Annotated in this window: 17 protein-coding genes; 7 read left to right on the forward strand and 10 right to left on the reverse strand. The window is 65.8% G+C overall.

Annotated elements, in window-relative coordinates; translation table 11 throughout:
• The first annotated feature begins 301 nt into the window (after positions 1 to 301).
• On the forward strand, positions 302 to 559 hold the full coding sequence (locus N4S67_RS03255; RefSeq protein ID WP_313959922.1) for a hypothetical protein: 258 nt from the start codon (positions 302 to 304) through the stop codon (positions 557 to 559).
• On the opposite strand, the gene N4S67_RS03260 is transcribed toward N4S67_RS03255, so the two are convergent.
• Both N4S67_RS03260 and N4S67_RS03265 read right to left on the reverse strand, forming a co-directional pair.
• Positions 538 to 2,052, reverse strand: a complete 1,515-nt coding sequence (locus N4S67_RS03260) for a sensor histidine kinase (protein ID WP_260991486.1) — start codon at positions 2,050 to 2,052, stop codon at positions 538 to 540. The two genes, N4S67_RS03255 and N4S67_RS03260, sit on opposite strands and share 22 nt — an antisense overlap.
• Positions 2,049 to 2,753 carry a response regulator transcription factor gene (locus tag N4S67_RS03265; RefSeq protein WP_260992032.1) on the reverse strand — a complete coding sequence of 235 codons (705 nt, stop codon included), beginning with the start codon at positions 2,751 to 2,753 and terminating at the stop codon, positions 2,049 to 2,051. Before N4S67_RS03265 ends, N4S67_RS03260 begins: the two co-directional genes overlap by 4 nt.
• Before the next feature lie 263 nt (positions 2,754 to 3,016).
• On the opposite strand from N4S67_RS03265, the gene N4S67_RS03270 reads away from it, so the two are divergent.
• Positions 3,017 to 3,970, forward strand: coding sequence for a hypothetical protein (locus N4S67_RS03270; protein WP_260991487.1), 954 nt, complete (start codon positions 3,017 to 3,019; stop codon positions 3,968 to 3,970).
• A gap of 68 nt (positions 3,971 to 4,038) precedes the next feature.
• Entirely contained in the window at positions 4,039 to 4,650 is a 612-nt protein-coding gene (locus N4S67_RS03275; RefSeq protein ID WP_260991488.1) for an FHA domain-containing protein, read from the forward strand.
• Here the strand turns inward: N4S67_RS03275 and N4S67_RS03280 are convergent.
• Positions 4,643 to 7,654, reverse strand: a complete 3,012-nt coding sequence (locus tag N4S67_RS03280) for a serine/threonine-protein kinase (RefSeq protein WP_260992033.1) — start codon at positions 7,652 to 7,654, stop codon at positions 4,643 to 4,645. The genes N4S67_RS03275 and N4S67_RS03280 overlap by 8 nt on opposite strands.
• A gap of 188 nt (positions 7,655 to 7,842) precedes the next feature.
• Between N4S67_RS03280 and N4S67_RS03285 the strand changes: the two genes are divergently transcribed.
• Both N4S67_RS03285 and rnhA read left to right on the forward strand, forming a co-directional pair.
• The gene (locus N4S67_RS03285) at positions 7,843 to 8,217 is read left to right on the forward strand and encodes a PH domain-containing protein (protein ID WP_260991489.1); all 375 of its coding nucleotides are present in this window, start codon (positions 7,843 to 7,845) and stop codon (positions 8,215 to 8,217) included.
• Positions 8,218 to 8,331: 114 nt separating this feature from the next.
• Positions 8,332 to 8,796, forward strand: a complete 465-nt coding sequence (gene rnhA, locus N4S67_RS03290) for a ribonuclease HI (protein ID WP_260991490.1) — start codon at positions 8,332 to 8,334, stop codon at positions 8,794 to 8,796.
• A 48-nt stretch (positions 8,797 to 8,844) separates the two neighbouring features.
• Here the strand turns inward: rnhA and N4S67_RS03295 are convergent, their stop codons facing one another.
• Positions 8,845 to 9,861, reverse strand: coding sequence for an NAD(P)-dependent alcohol dehydrogenase (locus N4S67_RS03295; protein WP_260991491.1), 1,017 nt, complete (start codon positions 9,859 to 9,861; stop codon positions 8,845 to 8,847).
• Positions 9,862 to 9,947: 86 nt separating this feature from the next.
• On the opposite strand from N4S67_RS03295, the gene N4S67_RS03300 reads away from it, so the two are divergent.
• On the forward strand, positions 9,948 to 10,589 hold the full coding sequence (locus tag N4S67_RS03300) for a TetR/AcrR family transcriptional regulator (protein ID WP_260991492.1): 642 nt from the start codon (positions 9,948 to 9,950) through the stop codon (positions 10,587 to 10,589).
• Between the two features lie 109 nt (positions 10,590 to 10,698).
• Here N4S67_RS03300 and N4S67_RS03305 read toward each other — a convergent pair whose 3' ends face one another.
• On the reverse strand, positions 10,699 to 12,990 hold the full coding sequence (locus N4S67_RS03305) for an ATP-dependent DNA ligase (protein WP_260991493.1): 2,292 nt from the start codon (positions 12,988 to 12,990) through the stop codon (positions 10,699 to 10,701).
• A gap of 32 nt (positions 12,991 to 13,022) precedes the next feature.
• Here N4S67_RS03305 and N4S67_RS03310 point away from each other — a divergent pair, with 32 nt between their 5' ends.
• On the forward strand, positions 13,023 to 13,244 hold the full coding sequence (locus N4S67_RS03310) for a hypothetical protein (RefSeq protein ID WP_260991494.1): 222 nt from the start codon (positions 13,023 to 13,025) through the stop codon (positions 13,242 to 13,244).
• Positions 13,245 to 13,322: 78 nt separating this feature from the next.
• On the opposite strand, the gene N4S67_RS03315 is transcribed toward N4S67_RS03310, so the two are convergent.
• Genes N4S67_RS03315 through N4S67_RS03335 form a run of 5 tightly spaced genes read right to left on the reverse strand, consistent with a single transcriptional unit; the run spans position 13,323 to position 18,622 of the window.
• On the reverse strand, positions 13,323 to 14,402 hold the full coding sequence (locus N4S67_RS03315; protein WP_260991495.1) for an ABC transporter ATP-binding protein: 1,080 nt from the start codon (positions 14,400 to 14,402) through the stop codon (positions 13,323 to 13,325).
• 14 nt (positions 14,403 to 14,416) lie between these two features.
• Positions 14,417 to 15,259, reverse strand: coding sequence for a carbohydrate ABC transporter permease (locus N4S67_RS03320; RefSeq protein ID WP_260991496.1), 843 nt, complete (start codon positions 15,257 to 15,259; stop codon positions 14,417 to 14,419).
• Positions 15,259 to 16,224 (reverse strand): carbohydrate ABC transporter permease, encoded by a 966-nt coding sequence (locus N4S67_RS03325; RefSeq protein WP_260991497.1) that lies wholly within the window; start codon positions 16,222 to 16,224, stop codon positions 15,259 to 15,261. Before N4S67_RS03325 ends, N4S67_RS03320 begins: the two co-directional genes overlap by 1 nt.
• Positions 16,221 to 17,570 (reverse strand): ABC transporter substrate-binding protein, encoded by a 1,350-nt coding sequence (locus N4S67_RS03330; protein ID WP_260991498.1) that lies wholly within the window; start codon positions 17,568 to 17,570, stop codon positions 16,221 to 16,223. Before N4S67_RS03330 ends, N4S67_RS03325 begins: the two co-directional genes overlap by 4 nt.
• 8 nt (positions 17,571 to 17,578) lie before the next feature.
• On the reverse strand, positions 17,579 to 18,622 hold the full coding sequence (locus N4S67_RS03335; protein ID WP_390893199.1) for a sugar-binding transcriptional regulator: 1,044 nt from the start codon (positions 18,620 to 18,622) through the stop codon (positions 17,579 to 17,581).
• Between the last annotated feature and the right edge of the window lie 65 nt (positions 18,623 to 18,687).

The raw sequence follows: 18,687 nt of genomic DNA on the forward strand, positions 1-18,687 counted from the left end.
ATTTGTGTCGATGATTATCACCCCTGGGTGATATCGATACGACGGGGCTGAGGCTGAACCCCCGTGACGCAAGCCTACGCCGTTTCTCGTCGTGGGCGGGCGAGCAGGACGAGACGTCTCAGTTCTGTAAGACCTCAGCCCGCTCTGTCTGCTTCTTCATATCGTTTACAAAGGTTTGCGTTCCCTATGAAGATCCGGCCAAGTCGCGCATTGTCCTTAAGTTGAAATGCGAAGGCATCACACCAAATAGGAGGACAAGAAAATGAATATTCATGTCGCACTTGGCTTTACCGTAAGCACCTTGGCTGCGTCTACCGTCGCCCTGGCCGGAATCGCCTCGGCCGCACCCACTGGACCATCTCAGGTCGAGGAAACCGTGCGCACGCTCGAGGCAAGCGGCTACCACGTGATCGTCAACCGGACCGGCGCGGCCCCGCTGTCCGCCTGCACGGTCAGCGCCGTCCGTCCCGGGGTCACGCACCAGACCACCGACGTCCGCGGCAGCGACATCGAGCCGATGATCATCTCCGATACGGTCTATGTCGACGTGGCGTGCTGAGCGAGCTGCGGCACCATAGGCAGGCGCACGGTGAACACTGTTCTGCTGGAGTTGGATTCGGCAGTGATGGTGCCATCGTGCGCCTCCACGATGGAGGCAGCGATCGATAGCCCCAGCCCGAAACTACCCGCTTCCCGCGACCGTGATTTGTCGGCGCGGACAAACCGCTCGAACAAGTGGGGCAGCAATCCCGAGTCGATACCCGGCCCATTGTCGGCCACCGTCACTTCGACGTATGCGTCGTCGGCCCGTCCGGCGGCTCCAACGGTCAAGGCTGTCGTCACCGTGGTGCCCTCGGGTGTGTGCACGCGCGCGTTGGACAACAGGTTGGCGAGCGTCTGATGCAGCCGTGCGCGGTCGCCGCGGACCCACACCGCGCGGTCGGGCACCTCGATCAGCCACCTGTGCGTCGGGGCCGACACCGCCGCGTCGTTGACGGCGTCGACGAGGAGGTCGTTGAGGTCGACGTCGACCGCATCCAGATCGTGCCCCTCGTCGAGCCGGGCCAGCAGCAGCAGGTCGGCCACCAAGGAATTCATCCGGCTGGTCTCGGCTTCGATGCGCGCCAGCGAGTACTCAGTGGTCTCGGGCAGGACGGCACTGTCCTGGCGGGTCAACTCGGCATAGCCGTGAATGGCCGCCAACGGGGTGCGGAGTTCGTGGCTGGCATCGGTGATGAACTGCCGCATCCGGCGGTCCGACGCGGCGACGTCGGCCAGTGCCCGCTCGACGTGATCCAGCAGGCGGTTCAACGTGTCGCCGACCAGTCCGACCTCGGTGCGCGGATCGGTGTCACGGGTGGGCACCCGCGGGGTGATCGCATGGTTGTCGCGATCGAGCGGGAGGCTCGCCACCTCGGCGGCGGTCGCGGCCACGCGGCGCAGCGGGCGCAGCGCGAACCGGACGATCGCCACGGTGCTCATCGCCGTGATCACCAACGCCAGCACGGTCATTCCGGCGACGAGGGCGGTTTCGCGGATCATCGCCTCCCACGCGGGCGTGCGGGACACGCCGGTCACGAGGAGCTCGTCGCCGTCGCCGGGCCGGCCGACCATCCGGTACCAGCCGAGGCCGGGAAGTTCGACCGTGCGCGGTTCCACGCCGCTCCACGACATGTCGGCGATCGCGCCGACGGCGGCCTCGGGCGCTGGCCGCGCCTCTCCGCCGATGAAATGTGCCGAATCAACGACCTTGCCGTTCTGGACCAACGCGATGACGCTGTCGGGCGCCTGCCCGATGAGGTATCGCAGGGGTTTCATGGCGCCCGGAGGCGGCAGCTGACCCGTCGGAAGTGGTGTGGTCCGGTACTTGGTCACCGACTGGCTGAACCCGTCCGCGGATCCCGACAGCTGGGCGTCGATGATGCCCAGCACCGACGACCGCAGCGACAGCACGGACACCGTTCCGAAGGTGACCAGAGCGACCATCACCACCGCCGAAACGCCGACGACGAGTTGCCGGAGCAAGGTCCAGCTCTGCCAGGTGCGTCTCATTCGGACGGCCGCAGCATGTATCCGACCCCGCGCACGGTGTGGATCATGGGTTCTGACCCCGCGTCGACCTTCTTTCGGAGGTACGAGACGTAGAGGTCCACGATGCTGGAGCGTCCGCCGAAGTCGTAGTTCCATACGCGGCGCAGAATCTCCTTGCGGCTCAACGCCCGTCGCGGGTTGCGCATGAGGAAGCGCAACAGCTCGAATTCGGTCGAGGTCAGTGCGATCGGCACACCACCGCGGGTCACCTCGCGGCTGGCGGCGTCGAGCGCGAGGTCGCCGACCGTCAGCGACTCGTCGTCAGCCGGTGTCAGATACGCCGAGCGGCGCAACAACCCGCGCAACCGCGCGACGAGCTCCTCGAGCGAGAACGGTTTGGTCATGTAGTCGTCACCGCCGGCGGTCAGCCCCGCGACGCGGTCCCCTACCGAATCGCGTGCGGTGAGAAACAAGGTGGGCGTGTACGTCTCGGAGTCGCGGATCTGGGCCAGCACCCCGAGCCCGTCCATGTCCGGCAGCATGATGTCGAGAACGAGAACGTCCGGCGTGTTGGCCCGATACTTGCCCACGGCCTCGGCGGCGTCGTGGGCTACATCGATCTCCCAGCCTTCGTACTGAAGCGCCATCCGCACCAGATTGGTCAACGCGCGCTCGTCGTCGACGAGAAGCACGCGGATCGGGGACCCGTCGGCGCGGTACATCCTGGGCAGCTGACCCAGAATCGCGCGGCGCGGTCCCGGCTCGCTGACCGGGGCAGACGTCACGTGATCATTGTCGCGGCCGGAAAGCGAACCGTCACCACGCTCATAGAACTTTCACATGTGGCCTGCCGGGCGAACCCTTACCCAGCGGATAGGAAATCCTTCCCGCGAGCGCCCGAATTCTGACTTTCCGGCGATTACGCGGCAACAACGTGGCCGCGACCATGGATCTCGTCAACGGATGACCGAGAAAAGGAAACACCATGTTTGCTGAGGAAACAGTGCGGTTGCGCCCTGGCGACCTGCCGGTACGGCCGCGGCCGAACAGTCTCGTCGGCAACGAGCCGAAAACAGTGCGGCTGCGCCCGAGCGAGGTGCCGCTCAAGACGCTGCCGAAGGCCATCAGCGGTTTCGAGGGCAAGACCGTGCGCCTGCGCCCTGTCGATCTGCCCGTCATCGGCAACGTCGCCAAGACGGTGCGGCAGCGCTACGCCGACCTGGGGACCGTTCGGAGCGCCCCCACCACGTGGGACTTCGCGCGTCTGGCCCTGGTGCTGGTGTTGGCGTCGATGCCGATCCTGGCGATCTCGGTCGAGGTGTTCGGTCTGGCTTCCCAGAGCACGATCACCATGGTGACCATTTCGCTGGCCGCCGTACTGGGCGCGCTGGTCGCGTTCGCGCCGCACCGCATCGACGTGGTCGTCGGACGCGGCCTGATCGCAGGCATGGTCGCCTGCATCGTCTACGACGGTGCCCGGCTGTTCGCCGTGCACGTGCTGGGACTGATGGGCGACTTCATCCCAGTGATGGGGTCGTTCGTCACCGGCGAGCCGGACACCGCGGGCAGTGCGGCGGTCGGCTACGTGTACCGGTACATCGGCGATGCCGGCGGGCTGGGCGTCGCGTTCTTCGTCGTCGCCTTCGCCGTGGGCATCGACCGGTGGTCCAACGTGCAAGCGGTGCTGGCCGCCGTGGGTTTCGCCTTGTTCCCCTGGGCCGGGCTGATCGCGACGGTCGCGCTGGCACCGCGCGGCGAGGCCATGATGTTCTCGCTGAATCCGGCCACCTTCACGATCACGCTGGTCGGGCATCTGATCTTCGGCCTGGTCCTGGGACTCGCCTTCCTGAAGGCACCGCGGGGGCGCGAGCACAGCGAATGGCCGTGGACGCCGATCCTGGAGACCCGGTGGGTCAAGAAGGTGCGCAGTCAGCCGTGACGGTCGTGCGCGTGTTCGAGACCATGGACCTCCTGTCTGGGTCAAAATTGCCCGGACAGGAGGTCCACATGTCTTCCCATCTGGAAGTCTTCAAGCCGTCGGGCCGGGAGCTGATCCCGCTGAGCGGCCAGCGAGTGACGCTCGGCAAGGCCTCGACCAATGCGGTGTCACTCGAGCACGACCCAACCGTCTCCCGCTTGCACGCCATTCTGGAGAACCACGGATCCGCCTGGTCGATCCGCGATGTCGGCAGCCGCAACGGCACCTTCATCAACGGGGAGAAGATCGAGGCGGAGCGAGTCCTGCGGTCCGGTGACGAGCTGCGACTGGGCAAGGCGCGGCTGGTCTTCCTGGAGGCCAGACAGGCCGACGAACCGCTCGAGGAGGCGACGATCGTCCCCGACGCGGCCCAGCTCCCGCCACGCCTGACCCGACGCGAATTCGATGTGCTCATGGTGTTGTGCAGACCACTGGTCTCCGATGACCCGTTCCCCGAACCGGTTTCGGTCCGCGCCATGGCCGGCGAACTGTTCGTCACCGAAGCCGCGGTCAAGCAGCATCTGCAGAACCTCTACGACAAGTTCGCGATCCCCACCGAGGGTGACCGCCGCGTCCGACTGGCCAACGAGGCACTTCGGCGTGGGGCCGTGACGATCGCCCAGTTGCGCGAGGCTAAGTGAAGTCGAGGGCTTCGACTGTCGCGACCGGACCGTCGTGGGTCGGCCGGTCGGCGCCTCCGATGCAGTACAGGGTCGAGCCGACCGCGGCGACGACCTGCCCGTGCACGGGTGTGTTGATCGGGGCCAACGACCTCCACTTCCCGGTGGCGATGTCGTACATCTCGACCGTGGCCAGCACGCGTGTCGGTTCCTCGCCCCCGACAGCCACGATCCGCCCGTCGACCAGCGCGGCGCCGTAGCTTCCGCGCGGCGTCGGCAGGTCGGGCAGCTTCTCCCATGTGCCTGCGGCGGGATCGAACCGCTCGAAGGCTGCCGAATTCTCGTCGGCGCTCAGGAATCGCCCGCCCAGCGTGTACACATAGGCGCCGTCCGATACCGCAGCCAGGTGCTCCCGGGGGGTCGGCAGGTCGGCGGCGTCGGTCCAGGACTGGCCGTCGAACACCTCGGTCTGTGCGACGAGTTGCTTGTCGTCCTGCCCGCCGACCACGACGAGCTTGTCGCCGACGACCGCCGCCGCAGGCGCGGCCCTGGCGTGCGTGAGGCCGGGCAGCTCTTCCCACTTACCCGCGCGAAGCACGAACGCCTTGTTCGACGGTTCCGCGATGTTGTCGGTCGCCCCACCGAGCACGACCATCTCGCCCTTGTAGGTGGCCGCCGCCGCGTGATGAAGCGGAATCGGCAGCGGGGGCTGCGGCTGCCACACGCCCGTCCTGGTGTTGTAGCTCTCCACCGTCTGCAGCGTCTCGCCGTGGCGCATACCGCCCGCGACCCAGATTTCGTCGCCGAGCACCGTCCACGCCATCATCAACCGCTCGGTCGGCGCATCGGGCAGCGCCCGCCACGCCGGCGCCGGCTGCGGTTTGCGCGGCTGGAGTTTGAGCGATTCGGCCGCAGGCGTGACCTGATCGTCGCCGGGTCCGGTCGACCCGCCGATCGCGTACACCGTTCGCCCCACACCGGCGAGCGCCATACCGTGACGCGCAACGGTCAGATCCGGCAACCCATTCCACGATTGGGTGGCCAGGTCCAGTGAGACGACGCTCTTGAGAACGGCGCCAGCAGAGATGCCTCCCACCACCACCAGGCGTCCATCGGTGTACGCCACTCCGAAGTCGCTTCGCCGACCCGGGAGTTCGGGCAGCGCGGCCCACGTGTCCGCGGCCGGGTCATAGGTTTCCACCGTCGCCAGGTCGGAGGTCCCGTTCGAACCGCCAACGACGTACACGAGCTTGCCGTCCGAGGCCGCGCCCAGCATGCGACGGGGGGTCGGGATCGGGGCACCGAGCTTCCATGCGGTGCCGTCGAAGACCTCGGTCGTGTTCAGCAGCGCACCGTTTGCGTCGACGCCACCGGTGACGACGATGCGATCGCCGACCACGGCGGCCGCCGCTGCCGCCCGGGGTTGCAACAGCCGCGGCAACTCGGTCCAGCGACCGTTGACCACGCGCCACACCTGGTCGGTGGCGACCCTTGCGTCGGCGCCCTGTGTGCGCCAACCGCCGATCACGACCGGATTCTCCTGCCACGTCACCGCCATCGCGTGCTGGACGGGAACGGGTAGGTCCTCACCGCTCTTCCAGCTGTCGATGGCGGGGTCGTAGCCCTCGTGCTGTCCGCTCACGCGGTCGTCGGCCCCCATCCCGCCGAACACCCAGATCGTGCCGTCGGCCTCGGTGACGGCGACCCCGTCACGGGCGACGCGCGCGTCGGCGATCGGCTTCCAGCCCAGCTGTGCTTCCGCGCTCGGCTGGCTGGGAGCGGCTGTACCGCCGCCGCCGCCGTCGTCGCGCGATGACGAGATCATGTAAACACCGCTGGCCACCAATGCCACCACGGCGACGACGGCGGCCGACGCAATCAGAATTCTGTTGCGGCTCCTCTTGTTTGCCGTCGCCGGCGGCTCGGGTGCCGTCGGTTCGGATACCGGCGGTTCGGATGCCTGCGGTCCGGGCGAAGTCGGGCGGGGTGGCTGTACCGCCGCCCACGGCAGGCTCGACGCACTGATGGATGCGGTGTGAGCGAACATGCCGGGAGTCGGCGGCGGCAGCGACCCCGTCGGCACGCCCTCGCTTACCGGGTCGGGCTCCGACGGTGGGATCGCTTGTGTGCCTTCGGGCTCGGGCTCGGGCGGGCCGCCGGGCTCGCTGAGCGCCATCGAATCGGCCATCAGCCCGTTGTGCCGTTGCGCCAACTGCAGTTCGCGGCCGAATTCCTCGGCTGAGGCATGCCGTTCGTCCGGCTCCCGGGACAACGCCTTCTCCAGCGCGGCGCAGACGTCGGCCGGGATGCCATCGGACCGCATGTCGGGGACCGGCGTCGACGTGATCCGCAGGTAGTGCGCGATGAGATCCTCGTCGGGCTTGCGTTCGTGCGGCGGGTTGCCCGCAATCAGTGCATAGATCGTCGCGCCGAGTGAGTACACGTCGGCGGCGACCGTCGGCGGACTGCCCGCGAGCACCTCGGGTGCGGTATAGGACAGGGTGCCGGTGAAGAACCCGGTCATCGTCTTGTAGCCACCCGCGATCCGCGCGGTGCCGAAGTCGCTCAGCTGCGGTTCGCCGTAGTCGTTGACGAGCACGTTCGCCGGCTTGATGTCTCGGTGCAGGGTGCCGGTCCGGTGGGCGGTTTCGAGCGCGCCGCACAGCTTCACGCCGATGCGCAGGGCCTCCGGCCACGCGATGCGGCCCTCCTGGCGCACGCGCTGCGCAAGCGATCCTCTTGCGTGGTAGGGCATGACGATGAATGGCCGGTTCCCGTCGGTGACGCCCACCTGCAGGATGTTCACGATGTTCGGATGGCCGGACAGCTTTCCCATCGCGTAGCCCTCACGCAGGAAACGCTCTCTGTCGTCCTCGTCGAGATCGGAGGCGAGCACCTTGATGGCAACGCTTCGGCCCAGGGACTGCTGCGTGCAGCGATAGACGACCCCGCCACCGCCGCGGCCCACTTCGACGGCGTCGGTGAACCCTGCGCCCGCCAGTTCGGCCGCTATCCCGCCCGCCATGATGTCGATCGTCTCCCTGTGCATGTGACTACGTCGCTTAAAAGGTACCGAGCAAAGGCAACGCAAAAGCACGATTTCCCTGTGCCGGCGTTCCGTCTTTGGGATCGGTAGTTCATCCGCCGGTATCTGATGACCGCTAGGACGCAGTCAACAGCGGTGCGTCATCTCCTCGAGCAACGAAGGGAATCATGATCGATTTTCAGAACGGCACGTACGTCAAGCTCGGACCGAGCGACCCGCAGCAGGTCGCCGCGGAATTGGCGCCCATCCTCGTCGACGATGAACGCGTCCATCTCAGCTTCAGGGGCATGAGGGACTCGGTCGTGTTCACCGACAAACGGCTCATCGCGATCAACGTGCAGGGGCTCACGGGCAAGAAGCGTGACTATTCGTCGTTGCCGTACAACAAGATTCAGGCCTGGAGCATCGAGACCGCCGGACGCTTCGACCTCGACGCCGAACTCGAGTTGTGGTTCTCGGGACTGGGCAAGATACGGCTGGACTTCAAGGGCCAGGTGGACATCCGCACCATCGGCAAGCTGATCGGAGACCACGTGCTCTAAAAGTCATCACCTCGCCGCTCCGTCGAGCGCGGTCTTGACGTCCGCCTGGGGCGAAACCTGCCCCATCGGCGCGTCGATGAGCCGCCCTCTCGATTCGGTGCCTATCGTCGGCGCATGACGGACGTCGTGGTCATCCACACCGACGGCGGGTGCAGACCCAACCCCGGTCCAGGCGGCTGGGGTGCGGTGCTGCGGCAGCGTGAGCATGTCCGCGAGATGTACGGTGGCGAGTCCGGCCAGACCAGCAACAACCGGATGGAATTGACCGCGCCGATCATGGCGCTGGAGGCGCTCACCAGATCCGTCGTGGTGCACCTCTACACCGACAGCACATACGTCCGAAACGGCATCACCAAGTGGGTTCTCGGCTGGGAGCGCAACGGGTGGCTGACCGCGGCCAAGCAGCCGGTGAAGAACGTCGATCTCTGGCAGCGGCTCCAAGTGGCATGCGCGCGTCACCAGGTCGAGTGGTTCTGGGTCAAGGGACACTCGGGCATCTCCGACAACGAGATGGCCGACGTCCTGGCAACCAAGGGCATGCAGGAGGCGATCGACGCTTCTCGCGCACTGACCTGCTGACGCCGCCGCTATTCCCAGACCGCTGGCGGAGTTGTAGGACCCTTGCCGTCAGGCCGAGACGACTACCCGATAGCGTGCGTCGCCGGATCGCACCCGTGCCACAGCACGGTTGATGTCGGCCATCGGGTAAGTCTCCACCCTTGGCCGGACTCCGTGGCGCGCGGCGAAGCCAAGCATCTGCACCGTCTCCTCCCGCGAGGCCGGCACACCGCCAACGATCCTCTTCTCCGAGGGGAGCAACACGAACGGCGTTATCTGCATGGGGCTCTCGGGCAGACCGACCACACTGAGCGTGCCCTGCGGTTTCAGTGCCGCAAGGTAGACGTCCCATGGGAGGTCGGCGGGCACTGTGGACAGGATGAAATCGAAAGTGCCCGCGGCCTCTTCCAATTCGTCCGTCTCGCGAGTGGCGATGAATCCGTCGGCACCCAGCTCTAGGGCTTCGGCCTTCTTGCTCAGCGAAGTCGAGATTGCGGTGACGTCACATCCCCATGCATCAGCGAATTGGATTGCCAAGTGCCCCAACCCACCGATGCCGACGATGCCGATCCGATCTGTGGGCTTGACGCCGTGCCGGAGGAACGGCGCGAAGACTGTTGCCCCTGCACACAGCAGCGGTCCAGCGTCCTGCGAATCGATGGCGTCGGGAATCGGGTAGGCAAAACGCCAATCGCTGGCCCGCACCGACGACGCGAAACCGCCACGATCTCCCCGCAGGACCGTGTCATCACGGTGGGCGCACAACTGCTGTCGACCACTCAAACAGAATTCACAACCCATGCAGCTGCCCGCGATGGCTCCGACACCGACCCGCTGGCCAATTCGCATGCGCTCAGGATCAACCGCGGTTCCGACCGCCGAAACCACACCCACCGCTTCATGCCCCGCTACGACCGGAAACCGCGAGTAACCCCAGTCGTTGTCGATCATTCCGACGTCGGTATGGCAGATCCCGCAGTGTGTGACGTCGACGTCGACCTCCAGTGGGCCGAGTTCGCCCGGGTCGTACTCGTACGGGGCGAGCTCAGCCCCGACCGACGTCGCTGCCAATGCGGTAACGCTCATCACTGTGTGCCCCTTCATACGCTAATGACCATCTGGTCATTACAGTAGGTCCGAACCGGGATAATGTCCAGCGGTACATTAGGACGGTGTCGAGCGCCAAGTCCGATCCGCCATCAGGTGCGGTCAGCCCGCAGAAACGCAAACGCGTGCGCGATCCAGAAGCGCACCGTGCCGCGATTCTGGAGGCCGCACGTGCCGTCTTCGGTGAGCGCGGGTATCGAAGTGGCACCATCCGGGAGATAGCCGGGCGTGCCGGCGTGACCCATGGTCTCGTCGTCCGGCACTTCGAGACCAAGGACCAACTCTTCGTCGCCGCGCTGCTCGACGGTCGCCGCATTCAACCGCCGGCAGATCCGGACCTCTCGGGTCTGCCCGAACGAGTGGCCCGCGCCTATGTCGAACAGATCGAAGCCGACGGGCCGAGCGACCCGTTCATTGCACTCATTCGCAGTGCAGGCGATGCGGACATAGCGAAGCAACTACTGCGGGCAATGAGGATGGAGCCGGCCGCCGCTTACCTCGCCGTGTTGGACGCCACAGACCTCGAACTGCGGAGCGACTTACTCGGTGCGTTGTTGATCGGAGTGACTTTCACCCGGTACATTCTCGCCGACGGGCCCTTGGCGATGATGTCATCCGAGCACCTGGTCGCCTACCTCACCCCGCTAGTGCGCGGGATCCTGATCGATCCCAAGCCCGAATCAGGCGCCCAAGACACCACGTCATGACGCTGTTGCATCGGATGCATCTGCGATGTGCACATCTCCTGCGGAGAGCTTCGCCTCGGTCGTCGCGACATTGCGAATAATGCTAGCGCGCAGCACTTCTGGCATTAGACTATTCCCAGACCACCTCGTCGGGCGTCTTGTCCGGTCGCAAGCCGCGCCACGATGGTTGCCGCAGCCGGCCGTCGCCGGTGCGCTCGCTGTAACGCACCTCCCCGACCAGTTCGGGCCGCACGAACGTGACGCCGCGGGCGTCCTGTGTGGAAAGTCTTGCGTTGAACGGTGATTCGTCGACCTGTAGCGGCTCGAGTGTTTTCTTGAGCTTGGTCAGCTCCTTCTCGGTGAAGCCGGTGCCCACCCGCCCGACGAACTGCAGACCGCCGTCGACCGGGATACCGAGCATCAGCGCGCCGATGCCGCTGGACCGGCCGCCCTCGCCCTGACGCCAGCCGCCGATCACGACCTCCTGCGTGTTCCAGATCTTGTCCTTGATCCACGACGCCGACCGTCGCCCCGGTTGGTAGGTCGAATCGCGCTTCTTCGCGACCACCCCTTCCCAGCGGCGCTTGCGCGCGTACTCCAGCGCTTCGGGCCCGTCGCCGGGCACCAGATCCTTGATGATGAGGCCGCCGGCCTCGGCGAGCGCCTCGAGCACCCGGCGCCGGTCGGAGTACTTGGCTTTCAGCAACGATCGGCCGTCGAGGTACAGAATGTCGAACGCCCAGTACTCGACGCGGGTGGACCGCGCGCGGTTCTGCATCTCCGAGAAGCTGGGCACGCCCTGCTCGTCGAGTGCCACCGCTTCACCGTCGAGGATCACATGGTGGTCGGCCAGATCTGCTGCGAGCGCGGCGAATTGCGGGTACTCACTGGTGACGTCGCGGCCACGGCGAGAACGCAGGTTGAGCACGCCGTGGTTGGCGTCGACCAGGACGCGGTAGCCGTCCCATTTGCCCTCGAACGCCCACTGCGTCGACTTCATCTTCGCGACCGAGCCTTCGGTGGCCAGCATCGGCGCGAGATCGCCTGCCGTCGCCCGCGGTTGCTCCTTCATCCGGTGCGCAAGCCAGTTCTTGCCACCGGTCTGGATCAGCGCGTAGCGCCCATCGATCTTCTTGCCGTGCAAGGTGACGATGACCTCGCCGCCCTTTGCAGGGCCGTCGGGCGCATGGTCGTTGAACTTCTCGGCCTCGTAGGTGCCGGAGTCCCAGATGATCACTTTGCCGCCGCCGTACTCGCCCTTGGGGATCTCACCGGAGAAATTGCCGTACTCGAGCGGGTGGTCCTCGGTGTGGACGGCCAGGTGGTTGACCGACGGGGTGTCGGGCAGATTCTTCGGCACCGCCCAACTCACCAGCACTCCGTTCCGTTCGAGCCGGAAGTCGTAATGCAGGCGCCGGGCGTGGTGTTCCTGAATGACGAAGAAGTCGTCGTTGCCGGTGACGGGCGGGGTGTTCGGAACCGGCTCAGGAGTCTTGCCGGCGTCACGCATGCTGCGGTAGGTGGACAACGCATCGGCGACCGGCGCGTCGGCGTCCATCTCTGCCAGCAGGTCACCGTCGCGCTCCAGGCGCTCCAGCACTTCGTCGAAGCGTAGATGCCGCAGATCGGGATCCTCGATCTCGTCCCAGGTGCGCGGCGCCGCGACCGTGGGCTCGTCGCGGCCGCGCAGCGAATACGGCGCGATCGTCGTCTTGGCGGCGCTGTTCTGGCTCCAGTCCACGAACACCTTGCCGGTGCGCAGGCTCTTGGTCATGGTGGCCGTCACCCGCTTGGGCATGGCCTTCTCCAACTGCACAGCGATCCGACGGGCCAACACCGACGCGCCGTGTGAGCTGATCGGCGTCTCCAACGGCACGTAGAGATGCAGACCCTTGCTGCCGCTGGTCAACGGAAATGTGTCCAGACCGATGCCGGTGATGAGCTCGCGAACCTCGTGGGCCACCTCGCACAGCTGCCGGAAGGTCACTTCCTCGCCGGGGTCCAGATCGAACACCACGCGGGTGGCGAGTCCGGGCGTCTGCTCGGCGCCGCCTTCGCGGCTCCACGTGTTGACGAATCGCCATTGCGGCACATGCACTTCCAGCGACGCCTGCTGCGCGATCCAGGCAAGCGCCTCGGCGCTGTTGACGATCGGATACGTGGTGGTGCCCGACTTGTGGGTGACCGACGCGCGCTCCAGCCAGTCGGGAGCCGACGAGGCGAGTTGCTTCTCGAAGAACGACGGCTCGTCGACGCCGTTGGGCCAGCGCTTGCGGGTCACGGCGCGGCCCGCGACGTGCGGGACCATGGCCTCGGCGACGTTGACGTAGTAGTCGAACACCTCGGCCTTGGTGGTACCCGTCGCCGGGTAGAGCACCTTGTCCGGGTTGGTCAGCTTCACCCGGCCGAAACGATCCACCACCTCACGGTATTACCCGCTGTTACGTTGACCTAGTGAGGCGACTTGTGGCGGCGTGCCTGCTCGCCGCGGCGGCGGGCGTCGGTGCCGCACCCGCTGCGGCCGATCCGCAGGATCTCGTCCCGTGGTGTTCGGGCGATCAGACGCCGATGGACAGCAACTGCCGCGAGATGGCCCATCAGGTGTTCACCCACGGATCGGGCACCGATCCCGAACTTCCGACGGGTACGGACCCCGGCAACCAACCCGTCACCTAGCGGCCTGGCGCGCCGGGTGGCCAGTTATGCACGCATTTGACCGGTTATCCGCGTCATAAGTCCCCACTCGGCGCGAAGTCAGGCGAGGCGCTCGCCCGTGTCCGGGTTGAACAGGTGCACGACGCCGTCCGGACGCTTGCGCAGCCGCACGGTGTCCGCCAGCTTGGGCGCCGTCCTCGGATTCGACCGCGCGACCATTTGCACACCGGAACCGGCGTGGGTGTAGACGTAGGCCTCGCTGCCGAGATCCTCGACAAGGTCGACCACGACTTCCATGCCGCCGGAGTCGGCGATCTCCAGCTGCTCGGGCCGGATGCCCATCGTTACTTCTTGCAGACCCGCGTCGTGCAGCAGCGTGAGCTGATCGCGTTCGAGCGGGAGCGTGTCGTCGCCAACCTGCACGCCGTCGCTCGTGATCGGCAGCGTCACCAGGTTCATCGCCGGCGAACCGATGAAGCCCGCGACGAACGCGTTGGCCGGCTTGTCGTAGAGGTCGTTCGGCGCCGCGAACTGCTGCAGCTGGCCGTTGCGCAGCACCGCCACCCGGTCGCCCATCGTCATCGCCTCGACCTGATCGTGCGTGACGTAAACGGTGGTGGTGCCGAGTCGTCGCTGCAGTGCGGCGATCTCGGTGCGAGTCTGCACGCGTAGCTTGGCGTCGAGGTTGGACAGCGGCTCGTCCATGCAGAACACCTGCGGCTCGCGCACGATCGCCCGTCCCATCGCCACGCGCTGGCGCTGACCGCCGGATAGCTTGCCGGGCTTGCGGTCCAGGAATTCGGTCAGGTCAAGCAGTTTCGCGGCATCCTCGACCTTGCGGCGGCGCTCGTCGGCGGACACCCCACGCAGCTTCAGGGCGAACCCCATGTTCTCGGCAACGGTCTTGTTCGGATAGAGCGCGTAGTTCTGAAACACCATCGCGATGTCGCGGTCCTTCGAGGCCACACCGGTCATGTCCTTGCCGCCGATTTCGATGCTGCCCTCGTCGATGTCCTCGAGGCCGGCGAGCATGCGCAGCGCCGTGCTCTTACCCGAACCCGACGGCCCGACCAGCACGACGAACTCACCGTCGTCGATCTCGAGGTTGAGCGAGTCGACCGCGAGCTTGTCGGACCCCTCGTAGATGCACGAGGCGTTGCGGTAAGTGATTGTGGCCATTGCGATTTGCTCCTCTACTTGATGGCGCCGAAGGACAGTCCACGAACCAGCTTGTTCTGGGCGACCCAGCCCGCCAGAACCACCGGTAGCGCGGCCATCGTCGCCGCCGCGCACAGCTTGGCCCAGTACAGGCCCTCACCCGCTATGAAGCCGACGAGGAACACCGGCATGGTCTGCGCCTGCACAGCGGTGAGGCTGACTGCAAAGAAGAACTCGTTCCAGGCGAAGATCACACAGATCAGCGCGGTCGCCGCGATCCCGGGTGACACGAGCGGCAGGATCACCTCCCGCGCCGAACGCCACAGGCTCGCGCCGTCCAGACTTGCGGCCTCGAGCAGTTCGCCCGGCACCTCGAGGAAGAACGATCGCATCATCCATATCGCCACCGGCAGGTTCATCGCCGTGTAGAGGATGATGAGTGCCCAGATGTTGTCCAGCAGGCCGATATTGGACACGATCACGTACAGCGGGATGATCACCGCCACCACGGGCAGCATCTTGGTGCTCATGAAGAAGAACAGCGCGTCCTGGGTCTTGCGCACCGGCCGCAGCGACAACGCGAACGCCGCCGGAACGCCAAGCGCCAACACAATGATCGTCGATACCGTCGTGGCGAACAACGAGTTGAGCAGACCGGTGCCGACACCCTGGTCGAACACCGCCTTGAACTCGTCGAGTGTGGGGGTGAACACGATCTTGGGTGTGGTGGTGTACGCGTCGACCTCCTTCTTGAAGGCCGTCAGTACCATCCAGAACACCGGGAAGAAGAATCCGAGTCCGACGATCCAGGCGACGACACCCCATGGGTCGAATTTGCGGCGCTTACCCGTGCTCGCGGGTGTAGTGGTGGTGCTCATCAGGCCGCCTCCTCCTTGCCGGAAAACGATTTGAAGATCAGGCGCAAGGCGAAGCTGGCGATGATCATCGTGAAGATCACGACGACCACGCCCATCGCGGCGGCCTGACCGATGTCGAAGCCGAGGAACGCGCGCTGATAGATGTAGAACGGCAGGTTCGCGCTGGCGGTACCCGGCCCGCCCTGCGTCATCATGTAGATCTGGTCGAAGGTGTTGACGAGGTAGATCGCCCCCAGCACCGTGCCCAGTTCGATGAATCGCCGTAGGTGCGGAAGCGTCAACTCGCGGAAGATCTGGAACGCTCCCGCACCGTCGACTCGACCGGCCTCCAGGATGTCGCGAGGCATCGACTGAAGGCCGGCGAGAATGAGCAGCATCATGAATGGGGTCCACTGCCAGACCAGAGCGACGATGACCGAGCTCAACGGGAAGCTGCTGACGAAATCAATTCCCTCGCCGGGGATTATCCAGTTCACGATGCCGAATACGGGATCGAGCATTGCCGTCTTCCACATCAGCGCTCCGGCAACGGGTGTCACGAGGAACGGCGTGATCAGCAGTGTGCGCACGACGCCTCGGCCGAGGAATGCCCGGTCCAACAACAGGGCAAGCAGCAGACCGAGCACCACCGAGATCAGTACGGTGGCCACGATGATCCACACGGTGTTGAGCGCCACCTGCCAGAACGTCCCGTCGCCGACCACGTCGATGTAGTTCTGCAGGCCGACGAACTCACTTGACCCGGGCCGCACCAGGTTCCACGACAAGGTCGAGTAGTACAGGGTGAACAGGAAGGGAATCTGCGTGACGATGATCATGAAGATCAACGCGGGCAGCAGCGGCCCGCGCCTGCGCCACCCCTCGGCGCGGGACACCCCGGCGTCCTGGTTGTCCTTGATGCGCGCGACGTGCTCGGCTTGCGTCTCGACGACTCGGCGCTCTCCGCCGATCTGACTCGTTGTCATGACTGCTCCTGGTAGGTCCGGCCGACGACCTCGGCGTACTGCTGTGACTGCTCGAGCGCCTCGTCCACCGACTTCTGCCCGGCGATCGCCGCGCTGATCTGCTGACTCACCCGGGTGCCGAGATCCTGGAACTCCGGGATGGCCAGGAACTGAATCCCGGTGTACGGCACGGGCTGCACTGTCGGTTTGAGCGGATCCGCACCCTCGATGGAGTCGAGCGTCTCCCGTGCGTAGGCCTTCGACGCTTCCTGATACTGAGGGATCTGGTATGTCGATAGCCTGCTGCCCGGCGGCACCCGGGCCCAGCCCAGTTCCTCACCGACCAGCTTGATGTAGTCCTTGTCAGTCATCCAGGAGATGAATTTCCAGGCCGCATCCTTCTTGTCGCTGCTCTTCGGGATACCCAGCGCCCAGGTGTAGAGCCAGCCGGAGTTGGGCTTCTCCACCATCGGCGCCATCGCGTAACCGACCTTGCCGACGACAGTGGACGACGCCGGATCCTCCACTGTCGAGACAGCTGAGGTGGCGTCGTACCACATCGCCGCGCGCCCCTGCGAGAACTGTGTGGCGCATTCGCTGAATCCGCTTGCCGCCGCGCCGGGTTCGCCGTATTCGCGGACCGTGTTGACGTAGAACTGGACCGCTCTCTTGACCTCGGGACTGGTCAGCTGCGCATTCCAGTTCTCGTCAAACCAGCGGCCGCCGAAGGTGTTGATCACGGTGTCGAGGGGGGCCAGGACCTCGCCCCAGCCGGGCTTGCCGCGCAGGCAGATGCCGACCATGTCGGGTCCGTTGAGCTTGGCGGCCGCATCGGCGACCTGTTGCCAGGTCGGGGTGCGGGACAGGGTGATGCCGGCCTGCTCGAGCAGGTCCTTGCGGTACATCAGGAACGACGACTCGCCGTAGAACGGCACCGAGTACATGTCGCCTTCGTACGACAGCGATTGCCGCAGCGACGGGATGAAGTCGTTCTGGTCATATCCCGGTGTCTCATTGATGTTTTCGGAGAGGTTGACCAGCCAGTCGTTCTCGGCCCACTGCGGCGTCTCGTAGTTGCTGATCATCACGACGTCGAACTCGCCGCCACCCATCGCGGTGGACGCGGTGATCTTCGCGCGGGCCTGGTTCTCCGACAGCGTCACGAACCGCAGCTTGATGTCCGGGTTGGCTTCCTCGAACTTCGACGACAACTCGCGGGCGTCGGTCATCTGAGAGTTCGACACCATGGCGATGGTGACGGTGTTGGCGGTGGCACCCAGAGTGCCTGCCCCGGCACAGCCGGCGGTCAGCGTCAGGCCGATTGCCGCGGCACACCCGGCCAGTCTTCGTATCGCTTTCACTGCCATATCACCTTTCACTGCGCCAACAACCAACGGGCACAATCGATGTCACATACGAGAAGCCTTGCCAACCGGCCGCGCAGCGCCCCGAGAGTGGCGGGGTACTTGGTGCTTCCACTGGAGATCAGGATGGTCTTGCGGCATTTGCGGACGTCTTCGAGTGGAACGGAGACCGCACGCTGCTGAAGTTCGGTGTTGACAGGCGTGCCGTTCCCGTCGAAGAACCGGCCACCGATTTCGCCGACTGCGCCGAGCGACACAAGTTCGTCCAGCATCCGGGTGTCGAGGTAGCTGCCTTCGAAAAGCGTCGTGGACGTCGACACCGCGCCGACGCCGAACAGCATGACGTCCGCGCGCCTGCCCGCCTCCAGGGTTCGGGAGATCACCGAGTCGCTGCGCATGGAGGCCACCGTCGACGGATCGGCATACAGCGGCGCGGGCAACCGAATCGTGGTGGCGCGCAGCACATCGGCACAGCGACTCAGGATGAACTCAGTGCCGGTCTGATAGGCCGCGGTTGACATGGCCCCGTCCAACTGGACGACCACGCGGCAGCTCGCCACACCCGGCGTCAGCGCATGCGCGACCGCCACTTGCTCTGGCCCCCAGGTGAATCCGAGGACGTCGTCGGCCGTGAGTCGCCGCATCAGAAGGGCCGCCGCGGCGCGTCCGACGCTCGCGAACGCGGCCGGTCGGCCCGGCGCGCCGACATCGATGCCGTGCCCGGCCACCACCGCCTCGGTCAGCCCGAAACGCTGCTCGAGTTCGCGTTCCTCGTCGGCGTGCAAGTCGTCGCGCAAGTCCGCAGGTACGGCCACCTCGATTCGCACCAGACCCTTGGCCTTCGCCCGGGCGACCAACCGGCCCGCGGTCGGACGGGAGACGCCGAGTCTGGCGGCGATCTCGGCCTGTGTCAGCCCGTCGAGGTAGTAGAGCGTCGCCGCCCGGAGGGCCAGACGTAGATCCTCCGACGCACGGTTCTGCGGCCCGACCGGGCCGGCGACCTTGCCGTTCGTCGATGCCGTCACAGATCCCGCCTGTCTCGATCTGGTGAGCATATGCTCAGGGGTGCGAGTAGATGCTCATCACGCTAGCATGGGTGGTGTGACGCACACAACACTCT

Source organism: Mycobacterium deserti (assembly GCF_025345615.1).
GTDB classification, from domain to species: domain Bacteria; phylum Actinomycetota; class Actinomycetes; order Mycobacteriales; family Mycobacteriaceae; genus Mycobacterium; species Mycobacterium deserti.